This window comes from Arthrobacter sp. Cr_A7, from assembly GCF_029222765.1.
Lineage (GTDB): Bacteria > Actinomycetota > Actinomycetes > Actinomycetales > Micrococcaceae > Arthrobacter.
In genome coordinates this window covers 1-14,028 of record NZ_JARHXQ010000111.1, presented here as the reverse complement: position 1 = coordinate 14,028, position 14,028 = coordinate 1, and the positions used below count along the sequence as shown (strand labels likewise).

The 14,028-nt window shown below is 65.7% G+C and carries 13 protein-coding genes; 10 read left to right on the top strand and 3 right to left on the bottom strand.

The window, feature by feature from the left end:
• Positions 1 to 577, top strand: a 577-nt coding sequence (gene rsmD, locus P2Q66_RS06885; RefSeq protein WP_275726615.1) for a 16S rRNA (guanine(966)-N(2))-methyltransferase RsmD, incomplete at its 5' end; no start/stop codon positions are given.
• 44 nt (positions 578 to 621) lie between these two features.
• Here the strand turns inward: rsmD and P2Q66_RS06880 are convergent.
• A complete protein-coding gene (locus P2Q66_RS06880; protein ID WP_275726614.1) occupies positions 622 to 1,410 on the bottom strand; it encodes a fused MFS/spermidine synthase in 789 nt (262 codons plus the stop codon).
• Positions 1,410 to 2,639 carry an aminotransferase class I/II-fold pyridoxal phosphate-dependent enzyme gene (locus P2Q66_RS06875; RefSeq protein WP_275726612.1) on the bottom strand — a complete coding sequence of 410 codons (1,230 nt, stop codon included), beginning with the start codon at positions 2,637 to 2,639 and terminating at the stop codon, positions 1,410 to 1,412. Before P2Q66_RS06875 ends, P2Q66_RS06880 begins: the two co-directional genes overlap by 1 nt.
• 43 nt (positions 2,640 to 2,682) lie before the next feature.
• On the opposite strand from P2Q66_RS06875, the gene coaD reads away from it, so the two are divergent.
• The 7 genes from coaD to ftsY all read left to right on the top strand — a co-directional run bounded on the left by coaD (position 2,683) and on the right by ftsY (position 10,845).
• On the top strand, positions 2,683 to 3,183 hold the full coding sequence (coaD, locus tag P2Q66_RS06870) for a pantetheine-phosphate adenylyltransferase (protein ID WP_079598947.1): 501 nt from the start codon (positions 2,683 to 2,685) through the stop codon (positions 3,181 to 3,183).
• A 122-nt stretch (positions 3,184 to 3,305) separates the two neighbouring features.
• Positions 3,306 to 3,830 carry a DUF177 domain-containing protein gene (locus tag P2Q66_RS06865; protein WP_115525561.1) on the top strand — a complete coding sequence of 175 codons (525 nt, stop codon included), beginning with the start codon at positions 3,306 to 3,308 and terminating at the stop codon, positions 3,828 to 3,830.
• A gap of 36 nt (positions 3,831 to 3,866) precedes the next feature.
• Complete coding sequence (gene rpmF / locus P2Q66_RS06860; protein ID WP_009356569.1) at positions 3,867 to 4,070, top strand: 50S ribosomal protein L32; 204 nt, start codon at positions 3,867 to 3,869, stop codon at positions 4,068 to 4,070.
• Between the two features lie 21 nt (positions 4,071 to 4,091).
• On the top strand, positions 4,092 to 4,820 hold the full coding sequence (gene rnc, locus P2Q66_RS06855; RefSeq protein WP_115525560.1) for a ribonuclease III: 729 nt from the start codon (positions 4,092 to 4,094) through the stop codon (positions 4,818 to 4,820).
• Between the two features lie 5 nt (positions 4,821 to 4,825).
• Entirely contained in the window at positions 4,826 to 5,797 is a 972-nt protein-coding gene (gene mutM, locus P2Q66_RS06850) for a bifunctional DNA-formamidopyrimidine glycosylase/DNA-(apurinic or apyrimidinic site) lyase (RefSeq protein ID WP_275726587.1), read from the top strand.
• Between the two features lie 171 nt (positions 5,798 to 5,968).
• Entirely contained in the window at positions 5,969 to 9,556 is a 3,588-nt protein-coding gene (smc, locus tag P2Q66_RS06845) for a chromosome segregation protein SMC (protein WP_275726586.1), read from the top strand.
• An 83-nt stretch (positions 9,557 to 9,639) separates the two neighbouring features.
• The gene (ftsY, locus tag P2Q66_RS06840) at positions 9,640 to 10,845 is read left to right on the top strand and encodes a signal recognition particle-docking protein FtsY (RefSeq protein WP_275726585.1); all 1,206 of its coding nucleotides are present in this window, start codon (positions 9,640 to 9,642) and stop codon (positions 10,843 to 10,845) included.
• 31 nt (positions 10,846 to 10,876) lie between these two features.
• Here the strand turns inward: ftsY and P2Q66_RS06835 are convergent, their stop codons facing one another.
• Complete coding sequence (locus tag P2Q66_RS06835) at positions 10,877 to 12,118, bottom strand: MFS transporter (protein WP_275726583.1); 1,242 nt, start codon at positions 12,116 to 12,118, stop codon at positions 10,877 to 10,879.
• A 226-nt stretch (positions 12,119 to 12,344) separates the two neighbouring features.
• Between P2Q66_RS06835 and P2Q66_RS06830 the strand changes: the two genes are divergently transcribed.
• Both P2Q66_RS06830 and P2Q66_RS06825 read left to right on the top strand, forming a co-directional pair.
• Positions 12,345 to 13,709: an ammonium transporter gene (locus P2Q66_RS06830; RefSeq protein ID WP_115525555.1), complete on the top strand. Its 1,365-nt coding sequence runs from the start codon at positions 12,345 to 12,347 to the stop codon at positions 13,707 to 13,709.
• On the top strand, positions 13,706 to 14,028 hold a 323-nt coding region (locus P2Q66_RS06825), incomplete at its 3' end, for a P-II family nitrogen regulator (protein WP_275726582.1). The genes P2Q66_RS06830 and P2Q66_RS06825, both read left to right, overlap by 4 nt.

Here is a 14,028-nt window from a genome sequence, read left to right as displayed (position 1 = left end):
GGGCTCCCTGACGCGGCCCACTACCGACCGGGTAAAGGAGGCCCTTTTCTCCCGCCTTGACGCCTTTGACGTCGTCGCAGGCGCCCGCGTGCTCGATCTCTACGCCGGGTCGGGTTCGCTGGGGGTGGAGAGCGGCAGCCGTGGAGCCCGGACGGTGGAACTCGTGGAGTCTGACGCCAAGGCCAGCGCTGTCTGCCAGCGGAACGCCGACCTCATCAATGGCGTCCTCGGCCGCAAAGCCGTCACGGTGCACCGTTCCAAGGTCGAGCCGTTCCTGGACCGCGCGGCGCCCGACGACACCTGGGACCTCGTATTCGTCGACCCGCCGTATCCGCTGGAGGAGGAGGCGCTGGCCGCCGTCCTCCAGAAGCTTTCCGCCCACCTGGCACCGGCGGCGGTGGTGGTGGTGGAACGCTCGTCCCGTTCCCCTGAACCGCAATGGCCCGGCGCCCTGGCACGGTTCGCGGAAAAGAAATACGGCGAAACCAGGCTGTGGTTCGCGGAGCCCTTCGTCCCCGACGCCATCGACAGCGATGACGTTCCGGCGGTGGCAGAACCGGAAGGATCCGGGTACTAGCCCCGGCCGGGGGAGCCACCCCGGCCGGGCCACATTCCACACGGTTATCCCGCCAGCGGGTCCAAATCCACTCCTGCCAGCACTTTTGCCGGGTGCGGGCCGCGGGCGGCGAGTTCCGCCGACCACTCCTCCGGCCACGGCACCTGCGTTCCGGCCAGGATGATATTGCCCGGATAGCGTCCCTGGAACATCCCTGCTTCGGCAAAGGCGGCCACATCAGCCATCGCCTGCCGCATCGCCGCCACCTGGCTGCGGACCAGCGTCAGGCCCGGCTCGTCGCCCACATTGACCACCAGCACGCCCCGCGGGCCAAGCCGTGCCCGCACCTCCCGGTAGAACTCCGCACTGGCAATATGGGCCGGGGCCTCGGGCCCGGAAAAGATGTCCAGGATCACGACGTCGAACATCAGGCCGGGGTCGAGCTCACCGAGTGCCTCCCGGGCGTCGCCCGTGATGGTCCGCAGGTCCGTTCCCTCCGGAAGCGGAAGCTGGCGCAGGACAAAGTCCAGCAGCTCACGCTCCAGCTCCACTGCGTACTGCTGCGACCCAGGCCGGGTCGCCTGGATGTAGCGCGCCAGCGTCAGCGCCCCTGCCCCGAGATGGAGTGCCTTCACAGGGACTCCGGGAGGCGCTGCGAGGTCCACCAGATGCCCGATCCGCCGGAGGTATTCGTAAAAGATCTCTTCGGGGTGGGAAAGATTTACGTGCGACTGCTCCAAACCGCCAATGCTGAGCACATAGCTGCCCTCGGTGAACGCGTCCGGTTCGATGGAGGCATGCTGGCCCGTGGTCTGCAGGAACCGTGCCGCCTGCCCCTGGCTCCTGGCGGCCATCAGAGCCTTCCGCTGAGCGTGGCAAGCCGTTCCGCGGCCTCTTCAAGAACTTCGGTCCTTTTGCAGAAGGCGAAACGGAGCAGGCTGCGCGTCCTGGCGGCGCCCTCCGGATGGCAGAACACCGGGACCGGGATTGCGGCCACGCCAACCAGGGCCGGAAGCCGCCTGGCCAGGTCAACGGAGTCTTCGATGCCCAGAGGGGCGGTGTCCACATTGATGAAGTAGGTACCCTGCGGGGAAAACACATCAAACCCGGCGGCGGCCAGTCCCTGGCGGAGGATGTTGCGCTTATGCTCCAGGTCCGCGGCGATGCCCGTGTAAAAAGCGTCTGGCAGTGCCAGCCCCGCAGCGATGGCTGCCTGGAACGGCGTCCCGGAGCTGTAGGTGAGGAATTGCTTCACGGTGCGGGCAGCAGCAACGAGCTCCGCGGGACCTGAGAGCCAGCCGATTTTCCAGCCGGTGAGGGAAAAGGTCTTTCCGGCGGATGAGATGGTGATTGTCCGCTCCGCTGCGCCAGGCAGGCATGCCACCGGCAGATGGGAAACACCGAACGTGAGGTGTTCATAGACTTCATCGGTGATGATGATGCTGCCGTGTTTCCGGGCGAGGTCCACCACGCGCTGAAGCACGCTCCGGGGAAAGACCGCACCGGTCGGGTTGTGCGGATTGTTCAGCAGCACCACGCGGGTCCGTTCGCTGAAGGCAGCCTCAAGGGCTGCCATGTCCGGCTGGAAATCCGGGGCAAGCAGCGGCGCCGTCACGTGGGTGGCGCCGGCGAGGCCGATCACCGCTCCGTAGGAATCGTAGAAGGGTTCAAAGGTCAGCACCTCGTCGCCGGGACCGGCAAACGCGAGAAGGGCTGCTGCGATACCTTCCGTGGCGCCGGTGGTGACGATGACCTCTGTGTCCGGGTTGATCGTGAGCCCGTAAAAGCGCTCCTGGTGCGCGGCGACGGCTTCGCGCAGTTGCGGGAGGCCCTTGCCGGGCGCGTACTGGTTTGCTCCGGCAGAAATCGCGGCACGGGCTGCCTCCCGGATCTCCAGCGGCCCGTCCTCGTCGGGAAAGCCCTGGCCGAGGTTGATGGCGCCGGTCCGGAGGGCCAAACCGGTCATCTCTTCGAAGATGGTGACACCCAGGCTGCCGTCGGGTGCCAGGAGGTTGGCGCCCAGCGCGGCGCGCTGCCAGGGAGCAGGAGCCAGGGACGGGGAAAGTTCCCGTGGAGGATGCATCCAGTCATGGTATCCCGGGCTTTTCATGGGGTAGGTTCGGAGCATGAGACGAGCTGTCTGCCCAGGATCCTTCGACCCCATCCACAACGGCCATCTTGAAGTCATTGCACGGGCGGCCGGACTCTTTGACGAAGTCATCGTCGCGATTTCCACCAATTACGCCAAAAAGTACAGGTTCACCCTGGACGAGCGGCTGGAGATGGCACGCGAGACCCTCGCTTCGCTCAAAGGCATCGTGGTTGAGCCGGTGGGGGAGGGCCTGCTGGCCGAATATTGCCGCCAGCGCGGTGTGTCGGCCATCGTCAAGGGGCTTCGGTCGTCCTCGGATTTCGACTACGAGCTGCCCATGGCCACCATGAACCGGCAGCTGAGCGGCGTGGAAACAGTCTTCCTGCCGGCCGAGGCCCACTATGTCCACCTGTCCTCCACCCTGATCAAAGAGGTGGCAGCCCTTGGCGGCAGCGTGTCTGAGTACGTCCCAAGATCCGTCCAACGGAGGATGCTGACTGGCGAGCCTGCACAGGATCAGCTGCCGAGGCGGTAGGCTGGTCCGGTACTTCGGCGCCGCCGGCCGCCGGTTTGAGTCCCCGTGACTCTTCAGGCTAAGATGGTACGTCGGTCATATGTTCAACAGGAGTTCTCATTAAAAGAGATGCTGGTTCGCCCTTGGCGTTCGACGTCAAGGACCTCGGGCGCAGCCCGGGAAGCATGCGGACACTGAAGGAACATGTACCCGCACCAAGTGACCTTGGTGTGGCGCTCATTGGTGTTCAGGAAGGCTCGGATGTCGAGCTGGATCTGAGGCTTGAGGCCGTACACGAAGGAATTCTGGTATCAGGAACCGTCCTCACGGAAGTAACCGGTGAGTGCGGTCGATGCCTGGATCCCCTTGCGTATGACCTTGAGGTCAATGTGCAAGAACTTTTCTTCTATGAAGGTGTTGAGCTTTCGGACGAAGAAGATGATGAAGAGCAACGTCGAGTCGAGCACGATGTAATCGATCTTGAACCGGTGTTGCGGGACGCGGTTGTCACCAACCTGCCGTTCCAGCCGGTGTGCCGGGAAGACTGCCAGGGTCTTTGCTCCGAATGTGGAGTTCGCCTGGAAGACGAGCCGGGGCACCACCACGAGGTCTTGGATCCTCGCTGGGCTGCCCTAGCTGATATGGCTAAGCCTGACCGGCAAAATTGATTTGTACGTGTTTGTCTAGAGAGAAATGAGTTAGCCGTGGCTGTTCCCAAGCGGAAAATGTCTCGCTCGAATACCCGCGCCCGCCGCTCGCAGTGGAAGGCGACCGCCCCCCACCTGGTGAAGACCGTTGAGAACGGCCAGGTTACTTACAGCCTGCCGCACCAGGCTAAGGTCGTTACCGACTCTGCTGGCACTGCGCTGTTCCTTGAGTACAAGGGCCGCAAGGTCGCTGACGTCTAATCGGCCACTAAGGCTGACCTGATGTCTTCAACTGAAGAGCTTCTGAAGCGTCTCGGTGTCACTATTGACGCCGGGACGCTTCGTCTTGCGCTCACACACCGTTCGTACGCCTACGAAAACGGCGGCATTCCCACGAATGAGCGGCTGGAATTCCTCGGCGACTCCATCCTGGGTTTCTCCGTTACTGATGCCCTCTACCGGGACAACCCGGACCTTCCCGAGGGAGACCTGGCAAAGCGCCGCTCAGCCGTGGTCAGCACACGCGCGCTGGCAAACATCGGACGCAGCCTCGGAATTGGCGACTACATCTACCTTGGGCAGGGCGAGAAGCTCACCGAAGGCAAGAACAAGGCGTCCATCCTGGCCGACACCATGGAGGCGCTGATCGGTGCCACCTATGTGTCAAACGATATCGAGACCGCCCGCCAGCTGGTCATGAGGCTCATCGGGCCCCTGCTGAAGGACGCGGCCGTGCTCGGTGCGGGGACAGACTGGAAAACCAGCATCCAGGAGCTTGCCGCCAGCCGCCAGCTGGGCACCATCCACTACGCTGTGGACGGTGCGGGTCCGGACCATGCCCGGACTTTCACGGCAGTCCTGAACATCGGTGGCAAGCCCTGCGGCAAGGGCTCCGGACACTCCAAGAAGGAAGCCGAGCAGGAAGCCGCAGCCGATGCCTGGCGCGTCCTTTCCGGAACAGGTCCTTCCGACGCATCCGGCAAGTCCACCGGTTCCGTAGCAGCCAAGTAGGCGCCGTGCCGGAACTCCCCGAGGTGGAAGTGGTCCGCCGCGGCCTGGTGAGCTGGGTCCGCGGCCGGAGCATCGAGGCCGTTGATGTACTGGACCCGCGGTCAGTCCGCCGCCACTCCCTCGGGGTCAAGGATTTCATCGGCAACCTCGAAGGCAGCACGGTGACCGACGTTGTACGCCGGGGCAAATTCCTCTGGCTGCCGCTTTCGGACAACTCCCACGCACAGGAGGCACCTACCCCCGACGCGTTCGTGCGGCCCGCTGTCGCGCTGATGGCGCATCTGGGCATGAGCGGCCAGCTCCTGATGCAGGACAGCCAGGTCCCGGACGAAAAGCATCTCAAAGTGCGGTTCCGGCTCAGCGCCCGTGACGGGATGCCGGAAGAACTGCGGTTCGTGGACCAGCGGATTTTTGGAGGCCTCTTTGTCACGGCCATGGTGCCCACGGACGACGGCGGCCCGGGCGGCCTGGCTGAATCGCCCCTCCCGCTGATTGCGGAAGAGGCCTCGCATATTGCCCGGGACCCACTGGATCCGGCCTTCTCCTTCGACCTCTTCTACCGCCGGCTGCGGAAGCGCAAAACGGGGCTCAAACGCGCTCTCCTGGACCAGGGCCTGGTGTCCGGCATCGGTAATATCTACGCGGACGAGGCACTGTGGCGTGCGCGGCTGCACTACGCCCGGCCCACCGAGACACTGCGCAGGGGTGAAGCCGAAAGAGTGGTCAGCAGCGCCCGCGAGGTGATGCTCGATGCACTTGCAGCAGGCGGCACCAGCTTCGACTCCCTCTACGTGAACGTCAACGGGGCCTCCGGATACTTTGACAGGTCCCTCAACGCCTACGGCCGCGAAGGCGAGCCCTGCAAGCGCTGCGCGGCCGCCGGAATCCACGCCACGATCCGCCGTGAGCAGTTCATGAACCGCTCATCGCACACCTGCCCGGTCTGCCAGCCCCGTCCCCGCAACGGACACTGGTAGCCACCCCGTAAGTACGGACGCGATCCCTGGCGGTGGTCCGGTGAACGACGGGAACCGGGCCGCCGGAGTGCAGGGCGGAAGCCGTGGGAATCCCGTATTTTGGCCGGAGACGAAGTAGATTTAGGGTCTGCGAAAGCAGCCGCTACAGCCACTCAGGAGATCCGAAACGCCTTGCACGTCAAAAGCCTCACCGTCCGGGGGTTCAAGTCTTTTGCGTCCGCCACCACCTTCGACTTTGAGCCGGGCGTCACTGCCGTAGTCGGCCCGAACGGTTCCGGCAAGTCGAACGTGGTGGACGCGCTGGCCTGGGTGATGGGCGAGCAGGGCGCCAAAACCCTCCGCGGCGGCAAGATGGAGGATGTGATCTTCGCCGGCACATCGGGCCGGCCGCCTCTGGGCAGGGCCCACGTTTCGCTGACCATCGACAACACCGACGGTGCCCTGCCGATCGAATACAGCGAAGTCACCATCTCCAGGACCCTGTTCCGCACGGGCGGGTCCGAATACGCCATCAACGGCGCAGGTTGCCGCCTGCTCGACATCCAGGAACTCCTGTCCGATTCGGGCCTCGGCCGGGAAATGCACGTCATCGTGGGGCAGGGACAGCTGGACCGCATCCTGCATGCCACGCCTGAGGACCGGCGGGGCTTCATCGAGGAAGCGGCCGGCATCCTCAAGCACCGCCGGCGCAAGGAACGGACTGTGCGCAAACTCGAGGCGATGCAGGCCAACCTCCAGCGCCTCTCCGACCTCACCGGCGAAATCCGTCGCCAGCTCACACCGCTGGGCAAGCAGGCCGAGGTGGCCCGCCGGGCCCAGCGCGTCCAGTTTGACGTCCGGGACGCCCGCGCCCGGCTGCTGGCTGACGACCTTGTCCAGCTGCAGCTTGCGCTGGAACAGGATGTGGCGGACGAAGAGGCTCTCAAGGCCCGGCGGACGGTGGTCAACCAGGAGTTGGAGGAGGGCCGCCGGCAGCAGGCAACGCTTGAGCAGCTGGCGGCGGAGGCCACGCCGGTATTGAACGCCGCCAGGGATACCTGGTACCGGTTGTCCGCGGCGAGGGAGCGGCTTCGTTCCCTCGGCTCGCTCGCCGGGGACCGCAGCCGCCTGCTCGGGTCCGTGGATTCCGCACCACCCCCGGGACGGGATCCGGAACAGCTGGAACGCCAGGCCGCGCGTGTCCGCGAGGAGCTTGCCGAACTCGAGCGGTCCATCCTGGACCGGCGGGACGCCCTGGAATCCGCCACGGCCGCAAAGGTCCAGGCCGAACGGGATGCCCATGCCGAAGATCAGCGGCTTACCGCGGAACTGCGGGCCGTGGCGGACCGGCGCGAGGGGCTGGCCCGCCTGGCAGGACAAGTGGCGGCGGCCAGGTCGCGGGTGGAATCCGCGCAGGCCGAGCTGGGCAGGCTGCGGGAATCGGTGGCCGCCGGTGCCGAGCGCCGTGCCCGCGCACAGGCCGAATTCACAGCCCTGGAAAACCAGGTGGCAGGAGTTGAAGAGGGCGAGGAATCGCTCGATGCCGACTACGAGGCCGCAAGTGCTGCCCTGGACGGCGTCCTCAGCGAAATCTCCGACCTGAAGGCAGCCATCAACGAGGGGATCCGCAAGCGTGACGCCCTGGCAGCCCGCCGGGATGCGTTAAAGCTTGGGCTGGACCGCAAGGACGGCGCCAGGCACGTCCTGCAGTCCGGAATCCCCGGCGTGCACGCAAGCCTCGCCGCGGAACTCACGGTGGAGTCCGGATTCGAAACCGCGGTTGCCGCCGCCCTGGGGGAGGCATCGGAGGCGATTGTTGTACAGGACCCGTCCACGGCCGCCGAGGTACTGCAGCGGCTCAAGGACGACGACGCCGGCCGGGCGTCCGTCCTCATCGCTTCCGCGGCGGGCGTTGACCTGCAGGACACAACCCTGCCTGACCTGCACGGGGACGCCCAATGGGCCGCGGCCTTGGTGTCCGGCGACGGCAGGTCCCTGGCACTGGTCAGGCACCTGCTGTCCCGTACCGCCGTCGTTCCCGACATTGAAGGCGCCGCCGCACTGGTGGCGGCGCAGCCTGGCCTCACGGCCGTTACCCGCGCAGGGGACATTTTCACGGCGCTGTCAGTCACGGGAGGCTCGGCCAAGGCGCCGTCACTGCTTGAAGTCCAGGCCGCCGTGGACGACGCCGACAGACAGCTTTCGGCGGTGACCACCGCGATGGAACAAAACAGGTTCGCCCTGGCAGGCGCTGAAGCCAGGCGCGCCGAGGCGCAGGAACGGGCCGACGCGGCCCTGGACAAGCTCCACGAGTCCGACGCGAGGCTCGCGGCAGTGGCGGAACGCCTCGGCCACCTTAACTCCCTGCTGCGCAGCGCCGTCGGCGAAAGTGACAGGCTGGCGGCTTCGTTGGTCCGTGCCGAGGCAAACGTTGTGGCGGAGGAAGAAGCGCTCGCCGCCGTCGCTGCCCGCCTGGCGGCGGCGCAGGAGGTGCCCCTGGAGCAGGAGCCGTCAACTGAACACCGGGACGCTTTGGCCCGGACGGCGTCCCAGGCCCGCGCCGCCGAAGTGGAGGCGCGGCTGTCCCTGCGGAGCGCCGAGGAACAGCTCTCTGCCACCCGCAACCGCGTAGCATCGCTGGAACGTGCTGCCGCCACGGAACACCGGGCCCGCGAGGAAGCAGCCGAACGGGCCCGCCGCCGTCGCATCCAGGCCCGGCGCGCAGCGGCAGTTTCGGCAGCCGTAGGCCTCGCACTCCGCCACGTGGACATCTCCGTTGACCTTGCACGGCACGAGCGGGACCTCGCCGAGGAGAACCGTGAGCTGCGGGACCGGGGGCTGAAGGAAATCCGGAACGCGAATGAGGCGCTGGCCCGGGAGCTTTCCGACCTTACGGACAACGTGCACCGGGACGAGCTGGCCCGTGCCCAACAGCGCGCACGGATCGAGGCGCTGGAGACGCGCTCCATTGATGAACTGGGGATCACCCCCGACGCCCTGGTGGACGAGTTCGGGCCTCACGTGCCTGTTCCGGTTCCCGCGGACGAAAGCGCCGACAAATGGGCCGCCCTTCGCGCGCCCGTTGATGCCGGCGGGGAGGAGATCAGGGAGGGCAAGCCCTACGACCGCCCGGAGCAGGAGAAGCGCCTGCGGAAAGCCGAGCGGGATCTTGCCAGCCTCGGCAAGGTGAACCCCCTGGCGCTGGAGGAGTTCGCCGCGCTGGAAGAGCGGCACCAGTTCCTCAGCACACAGCTTGAGGACCTCAAAGCCAGCCGCAAGGACCTGCTGGACATCATCAAGGAAGTGGACGACAGGGTCCAGCGGGTCTTCACGGAAGCCTTCGAAGACACCCAGGCCCAGTTCGTCAGGGTCTTCGAACGGCTCTTTCCCGGCGGCGAGGGACGGCTGGTCCTCACGGATCCCGCGGACATGCTCACCACGGGCATCGAGGTGGAGGCCCGCCCCGCCGGCAAGAAAATCAAACGGCTCTCGCTGCTGTCCGGCGGCGAACGGTCGCTGACCGCAGTGGCACTGCTGGTGGCGATCTTCAAGGCGCGGCCGTCCCCGTTCTATGTAATGGACGAGGTGGAGGCCGCCCTGGACGACACCAACCTCGGCAGGCTTATCACCATCTTCGAGGAATTGCGGGAATCCAGCCAGCTCATTGTGATCACCCACCAGAAGCGCACCATGGAAGTGGCGGACGCCCTCTACGGCGTCACAATGCGGGGTGACGGCGTTTCCACCGTGATCAGCCAGCGGCTCGGCGCCGAGGTATAGGCACGGGATCCCGGGGGCGTCGGGGCAGGTCAAGCGTCCTATGCCGCCCAAAACGCCTGTTCCGTTTGTGAGAAGCTAGGGGAGTGAATGACATCCTTCCCATTATCCTGTCCATTGTTGCTGCCCTGGCGGTTATCGGCGGGCTGATTCCTGTCCTGCTGAAGACTCGGAAGAACATCACCAGGTACCCGGGCACCCGTGACGCCAACGATCCGGAAATCCAGTCCGGCGGCAGCACCATGGTGGCTGACGGCCCGACGGTTGCGGACCGGAAGGCACCGGAGGAAATTGCCCTCGATGACCTGGACGCCACGACTGTTCCCGACACCGCCGCCGGGCTGGAAGTCATTCCGGTGGAAACCCCGCTGCCCGTGGCGGGCCGGCTCATGCGCCTGCGGGAGCGGCTGGTCCGCTCCAACAACATCATGGGCAAAGGCCTGCTGGCGCTGCTCTCCAGCGACAAAATCGACGAGGACGTCTGGGACGAAGTAGAGGAAACCCTCCTTCTGGCAGACCTTGGCACCGAGCCCACCATGCAGCTGGTGGATGCCCTGCGCGAGCGGGTCAAGGTACTGGGCACCCGGACCCCGGAGGACGTCAAGAAACTGCTCCGCGAGGAGCTCATCAAGCTGGTGGACCCCACCATGGACCGCAGCCTCAATGTCCAGCGCCACGCCGACAAGCCCGCCGTCATGATGGTGGTGGGCGTAAACGGTGTGGGTAAAACCACCACCGTGGGCAAACTGGCACGCGTGCTGGTGGCCGAAGACAAGGACGTCCTGCTGGGCGCCGCCGATACCTTCCGCGCCGCAGCCGCCGAACAGCTTGCCACGTGGGGCCAGCGTGTTGGCGTCCCCACCGTCAAGTCCGACATTGACGGCGCCGACCCCGCCTCAGTGGCCTACGAAGCCGTCAAGGCAGGCATTGACCAGGAAGTGGACGTCGTGATGATCGACACCGCCGGACGCCTGCAGAACAAGGTCGGCCTGATGGACGAGCTCGGCAAGGTCAAGCGCGTCATCGAAAAGCTTGCCGAAGTTGATGAGGTGCTGCTCGTCCTGGACGCCACCACCGGCCAGAACGGCCTGAACCAGGCACGGGTATTCTCCGAGGTTGTCAACATCACCGGCATCGTCCTGACCAAGCTGGACGGGACGGCCAAGGGTGGAATCGTCGTTGCCATCCAGAAGAGCCTCGGCGTTCCGGTGAAGCTGATCGGCCTGGGCGAGGGCGCGGACGATCTTGCCCCGTTCGAGGCCGAGGGCTTTGTGGACGCGCTGCTGAACTGAGCTGCGGATCCGTCCAGCGGACGGCCGGTTCCTAGGGCCTGGCTGACTGGAGGGTCTCCCGGGTGGCGAGCCAGGTGAACGCGGCCACCAGCATGATGCCGCCGGTGACACCGAAGGCCCAGCCGAAGCCCAGCCGGTCGGCAAGCACGCCCGCCAGGACGGGCCCAACAATCGCGCCGACGTCGGACGTCATCTGGTAGACGGCCAGCACCTTCCCGCCGGACCGCCCGTTGCCGATCACGTCGGCGACGGCGGCCTGCTGGGCAGGGCCAAACAGCCCGGAGCCGATGCCGGCAACCGCTGAAGCGGCCAGGAACCAGCCGAGGTCTGACGTGAAGCCGATGCCGGCGGTGGCGAGACCGGCCACCAGCAGGCCCCAGATCATCATGGGTTTGCGTCCCAAGCTGTCGGCCAGGCGACCGGAAAACGTCAGGGCGGCGGCGTTACCGGCGGCAAAGACCGCCAGTGCCAGCCCCGCCGCTTCGGGGCCGGAGCCGAACGCAGCGGCAGCAAACAGCGGAACGGTGGCCATGCGGACTCCAAAGGTGGCCCACCCGTTGGCGAAGCTGGAAAACAGGGCTGACCGGTAGGCTCCGGTCCCCAGCGCCTCCCCGAAGCGCATGTCCGGCGCCTTGTCCCGGGACTCCCGGGACCCGCGGCGCTGGTGGCTCAACTGGGTCTGCACCACGATTGCGGCGATCACCAGGGCGCCGGCGTAGGCCAGGAATGGGATCCGCAGCCCGAAACCGGCCAAAAGGCCGCCCACGATCGGACCGCAGACGTTGCCGATCAGGAACGCTGACGCATAGGCGCCGGACACCCTGCCCCGGCTCTCCGGGGGCGCCAGCCTGACCACCAGAGCCATGGATGCGACGGTAAACATCACGGAACCGGCACCGCCCAGTCCACGGAAAAGCAGCAGCTGCCAGTAGTCCTGGGCAAAGGCGCACGCCGCCGTGGACCCGGCCACAATCAGCAGGCCCGCCACGTAAACGGGCCGTTCGCCCAGCCGGCCGATCAGGGTTCCGCCTGCCGGAGCAAAAATGAGCCGCATGAAGGCAAAAATCGCCACGATCACCGCCGCCTCGGTGTTTCCCACGCCAAAGGTTGTGGCGAATTGCGGCAATACGGGCGCAACAAGCCCGAATCCAAGCGCGATCAGGAACGCGGCGACGAGCATCACCTTGATGTCGCGCGGGAGCTTGTCCCGTCGCGGCCGAAGGCGCGCCAAAATCCTTGATGTGGCGCCGCTCACGCGGGGTGCTGCAGTCATGAAGCGGAGTTCCTTGCAGAGAATGCGGCCGGGGTCCGGCGGGAGTGGTGAAACACAACCGTAACAACCCGGATATGCACCATTTACTTCCTAGAGGTTCTTGTAACAGAGCGGCAATCTAAATCCTCTCCGGGCGAAACACGCCGCCGACACAATTTTTACAGGACGCAAAAAGGCGTTGGCAGGCGGAGCATTCCGCAACATTCGATGAGAGAGGACGTGCACCATGGAACTTACCGCAGGTCACGTTTGGCTCATGGTGGCGGCAGCACTTGTGCTGTTTATGACACCGGGCCTGGCATTTTTCTACGGCGGCATGACCCGTGCCAAGGCAGCACTGAACATGATGATGATGAGCTTCATCTCCATCGGCATCGTGAGCGTTGTGTGGGTACTGTGGGGCTACTCCATGACGGGCGGTGATGGCTTCCTGCAGATCGTCGGCAACCCGTTCACCAGCTTTGGTCTCGAGGGAGTCAACACGGCAGACACGCCGGACGGCCTTATCCTTGTCGGCTACGGTGCCACCTTTGCCATCATCACTGTGGCCCTGATCAGCGGTGCGATCGCTGACCGCGCCAAGTTCGGCGCCTGGTCCGTGTTCGTGCCCGTGTGGGTGACCCTCGTGTACTGCCCGCTCGCCTACATGGTGTGGGGTGGCGGCCTCTTCGGTGAGGAAGGCGCGATTGGCCAGGCCCTCGGCCCGGCCATCGACTTCGCCGGCGGCACCGTCGTCCACATCAACGCCGGTGTGGCGGCCCTGATCCTCGTCCTGATCATCGGCAACCGCAAGGGCTTCGGCAAGGACCCCAACCACCGCCCGCACAACATCCCGTTCGTGATGCTCGGAGCAGCCATCCTGTGGTTCGGCTGGTTCGGCTTCAACGGCGGCCTTGCCTCCTCTGCTGAACAGGGTGGCGTCATCTGGGTCAACACGCTCGCGGCTCCCGCAGCGGCGATGCTCGGCTGGCTCGTCACTGAACGCATCCGCGACGGACACCCCACCTCCCTTGGTGCCGCTTCCGGCGTGGTCGCCGGCCTGGTGGCCATCACCCCGGCCTGCGCCAACGTCAGCCCTGTCGGTGCCCTCGGCCTCGGCGTCGTGGCCGGTGTCGCCTCTGCCCTGGCTGTTGGCCTGAAGTTCCGCTGGGGCTTCGACGACTCGCTCGACGTTGTAGGCGTCCACCTCGTGTCCGGCATCATCGGCACCGTTGCCCTCGGCTTCATCGCACTGCCCACAGACGGCGTGGGCGGCGGCCTCTTCTACGGAGGCGGCATGACCCAGATGTGGGCACAGCTGGCAGCAGCAGGCATCGCCATCGCGTACTCGGCAATCCTGACCGCGATCATCGCCTTCGCCATCCACAAGACCATGGGCTTCCGCGTCTCGCAGGAACAGGAAACGGTGGGTGTGGACCTCAGCCTGCACGCCGAGACCGCCTACGAGTTCGGTGTGGGCGGCCACGGTGGAAGCTTCCAGCCGCTGCACGACATGATCACCGGCAAGAACCAGCAGGAAACCTCTGACCAGCCCGCAGCGGCTGCCCAGAAGAACGAATCAGCAACAGGCAAGGAAAGCGTGGGGGCATGAAACTGATTACTGCTATCGTCAGGCCGGAAAAGCTCGAAGCCATCCGGGAAGGACTGGAAGCCTACGGCGTACAGGGCCTGACGGTCAGCGCGGCCAGCGGTTACGGCCGGCAGCGGGGCTACACCGAGGTTTACCGCGGTGCAGAGTACAACGTGGATCTCCTGCCGAAGATCCGGGTGGAGGTGCTGGCCACGGACGAGCAAGCTGACGACATCCTGGACGTCATCATCGCCAGCTCCAACACCGGCCGTGCCGGTGACGGCAAGGTTTGGACCATGGACGTTTTCGAAGCCGTCCGGGTCCGGACCGGTGAACGGGG

Coding starts and splice junctions, on each gene's coding strand:
- P2Q66_RS06830 (WP_115525555.1), top strand. CDS start 12,345: ATGGAACTTACCGCAGGTCACGTTTGGCTCATGGTGGCGGCAGCACTT.
- rnc (WP_115525560.1), top strand. CDS start 4,092: ATGTCTTCAACTGAAGAGCTTCTGAAGCGTCTCGGTGTCACTATTGAC.
- P2Q66_RS06880 (WP_275726614.1), bottom strand. CDS start 1,410: ATGGCCGCCAGGAGCCAGGGGCAGGCGGCACGGTTCCTGCAGACCACG.
- P2Q66_RS06835 (WP_275726583.1), bottom strand. CDS start 12,118: ATGACTGCAGCACCCCGCGTGAGCGGCGCCACATCAAGGATTTTGGCG.
- P2Q66_RS06875 (WP_275726612.1), bottom strand. CDS start 2,639: ATGCATCCTCCACGGGAACTTTCCCCGTCCCTGGCTCCTGCTCCCTGG.
- coaD (WP_079598947.1), top strand. CDS start 2,683: ATGAGACGAGCTGTCTGCCCAGGATCCTTCGACCCCATCCACAACGGC.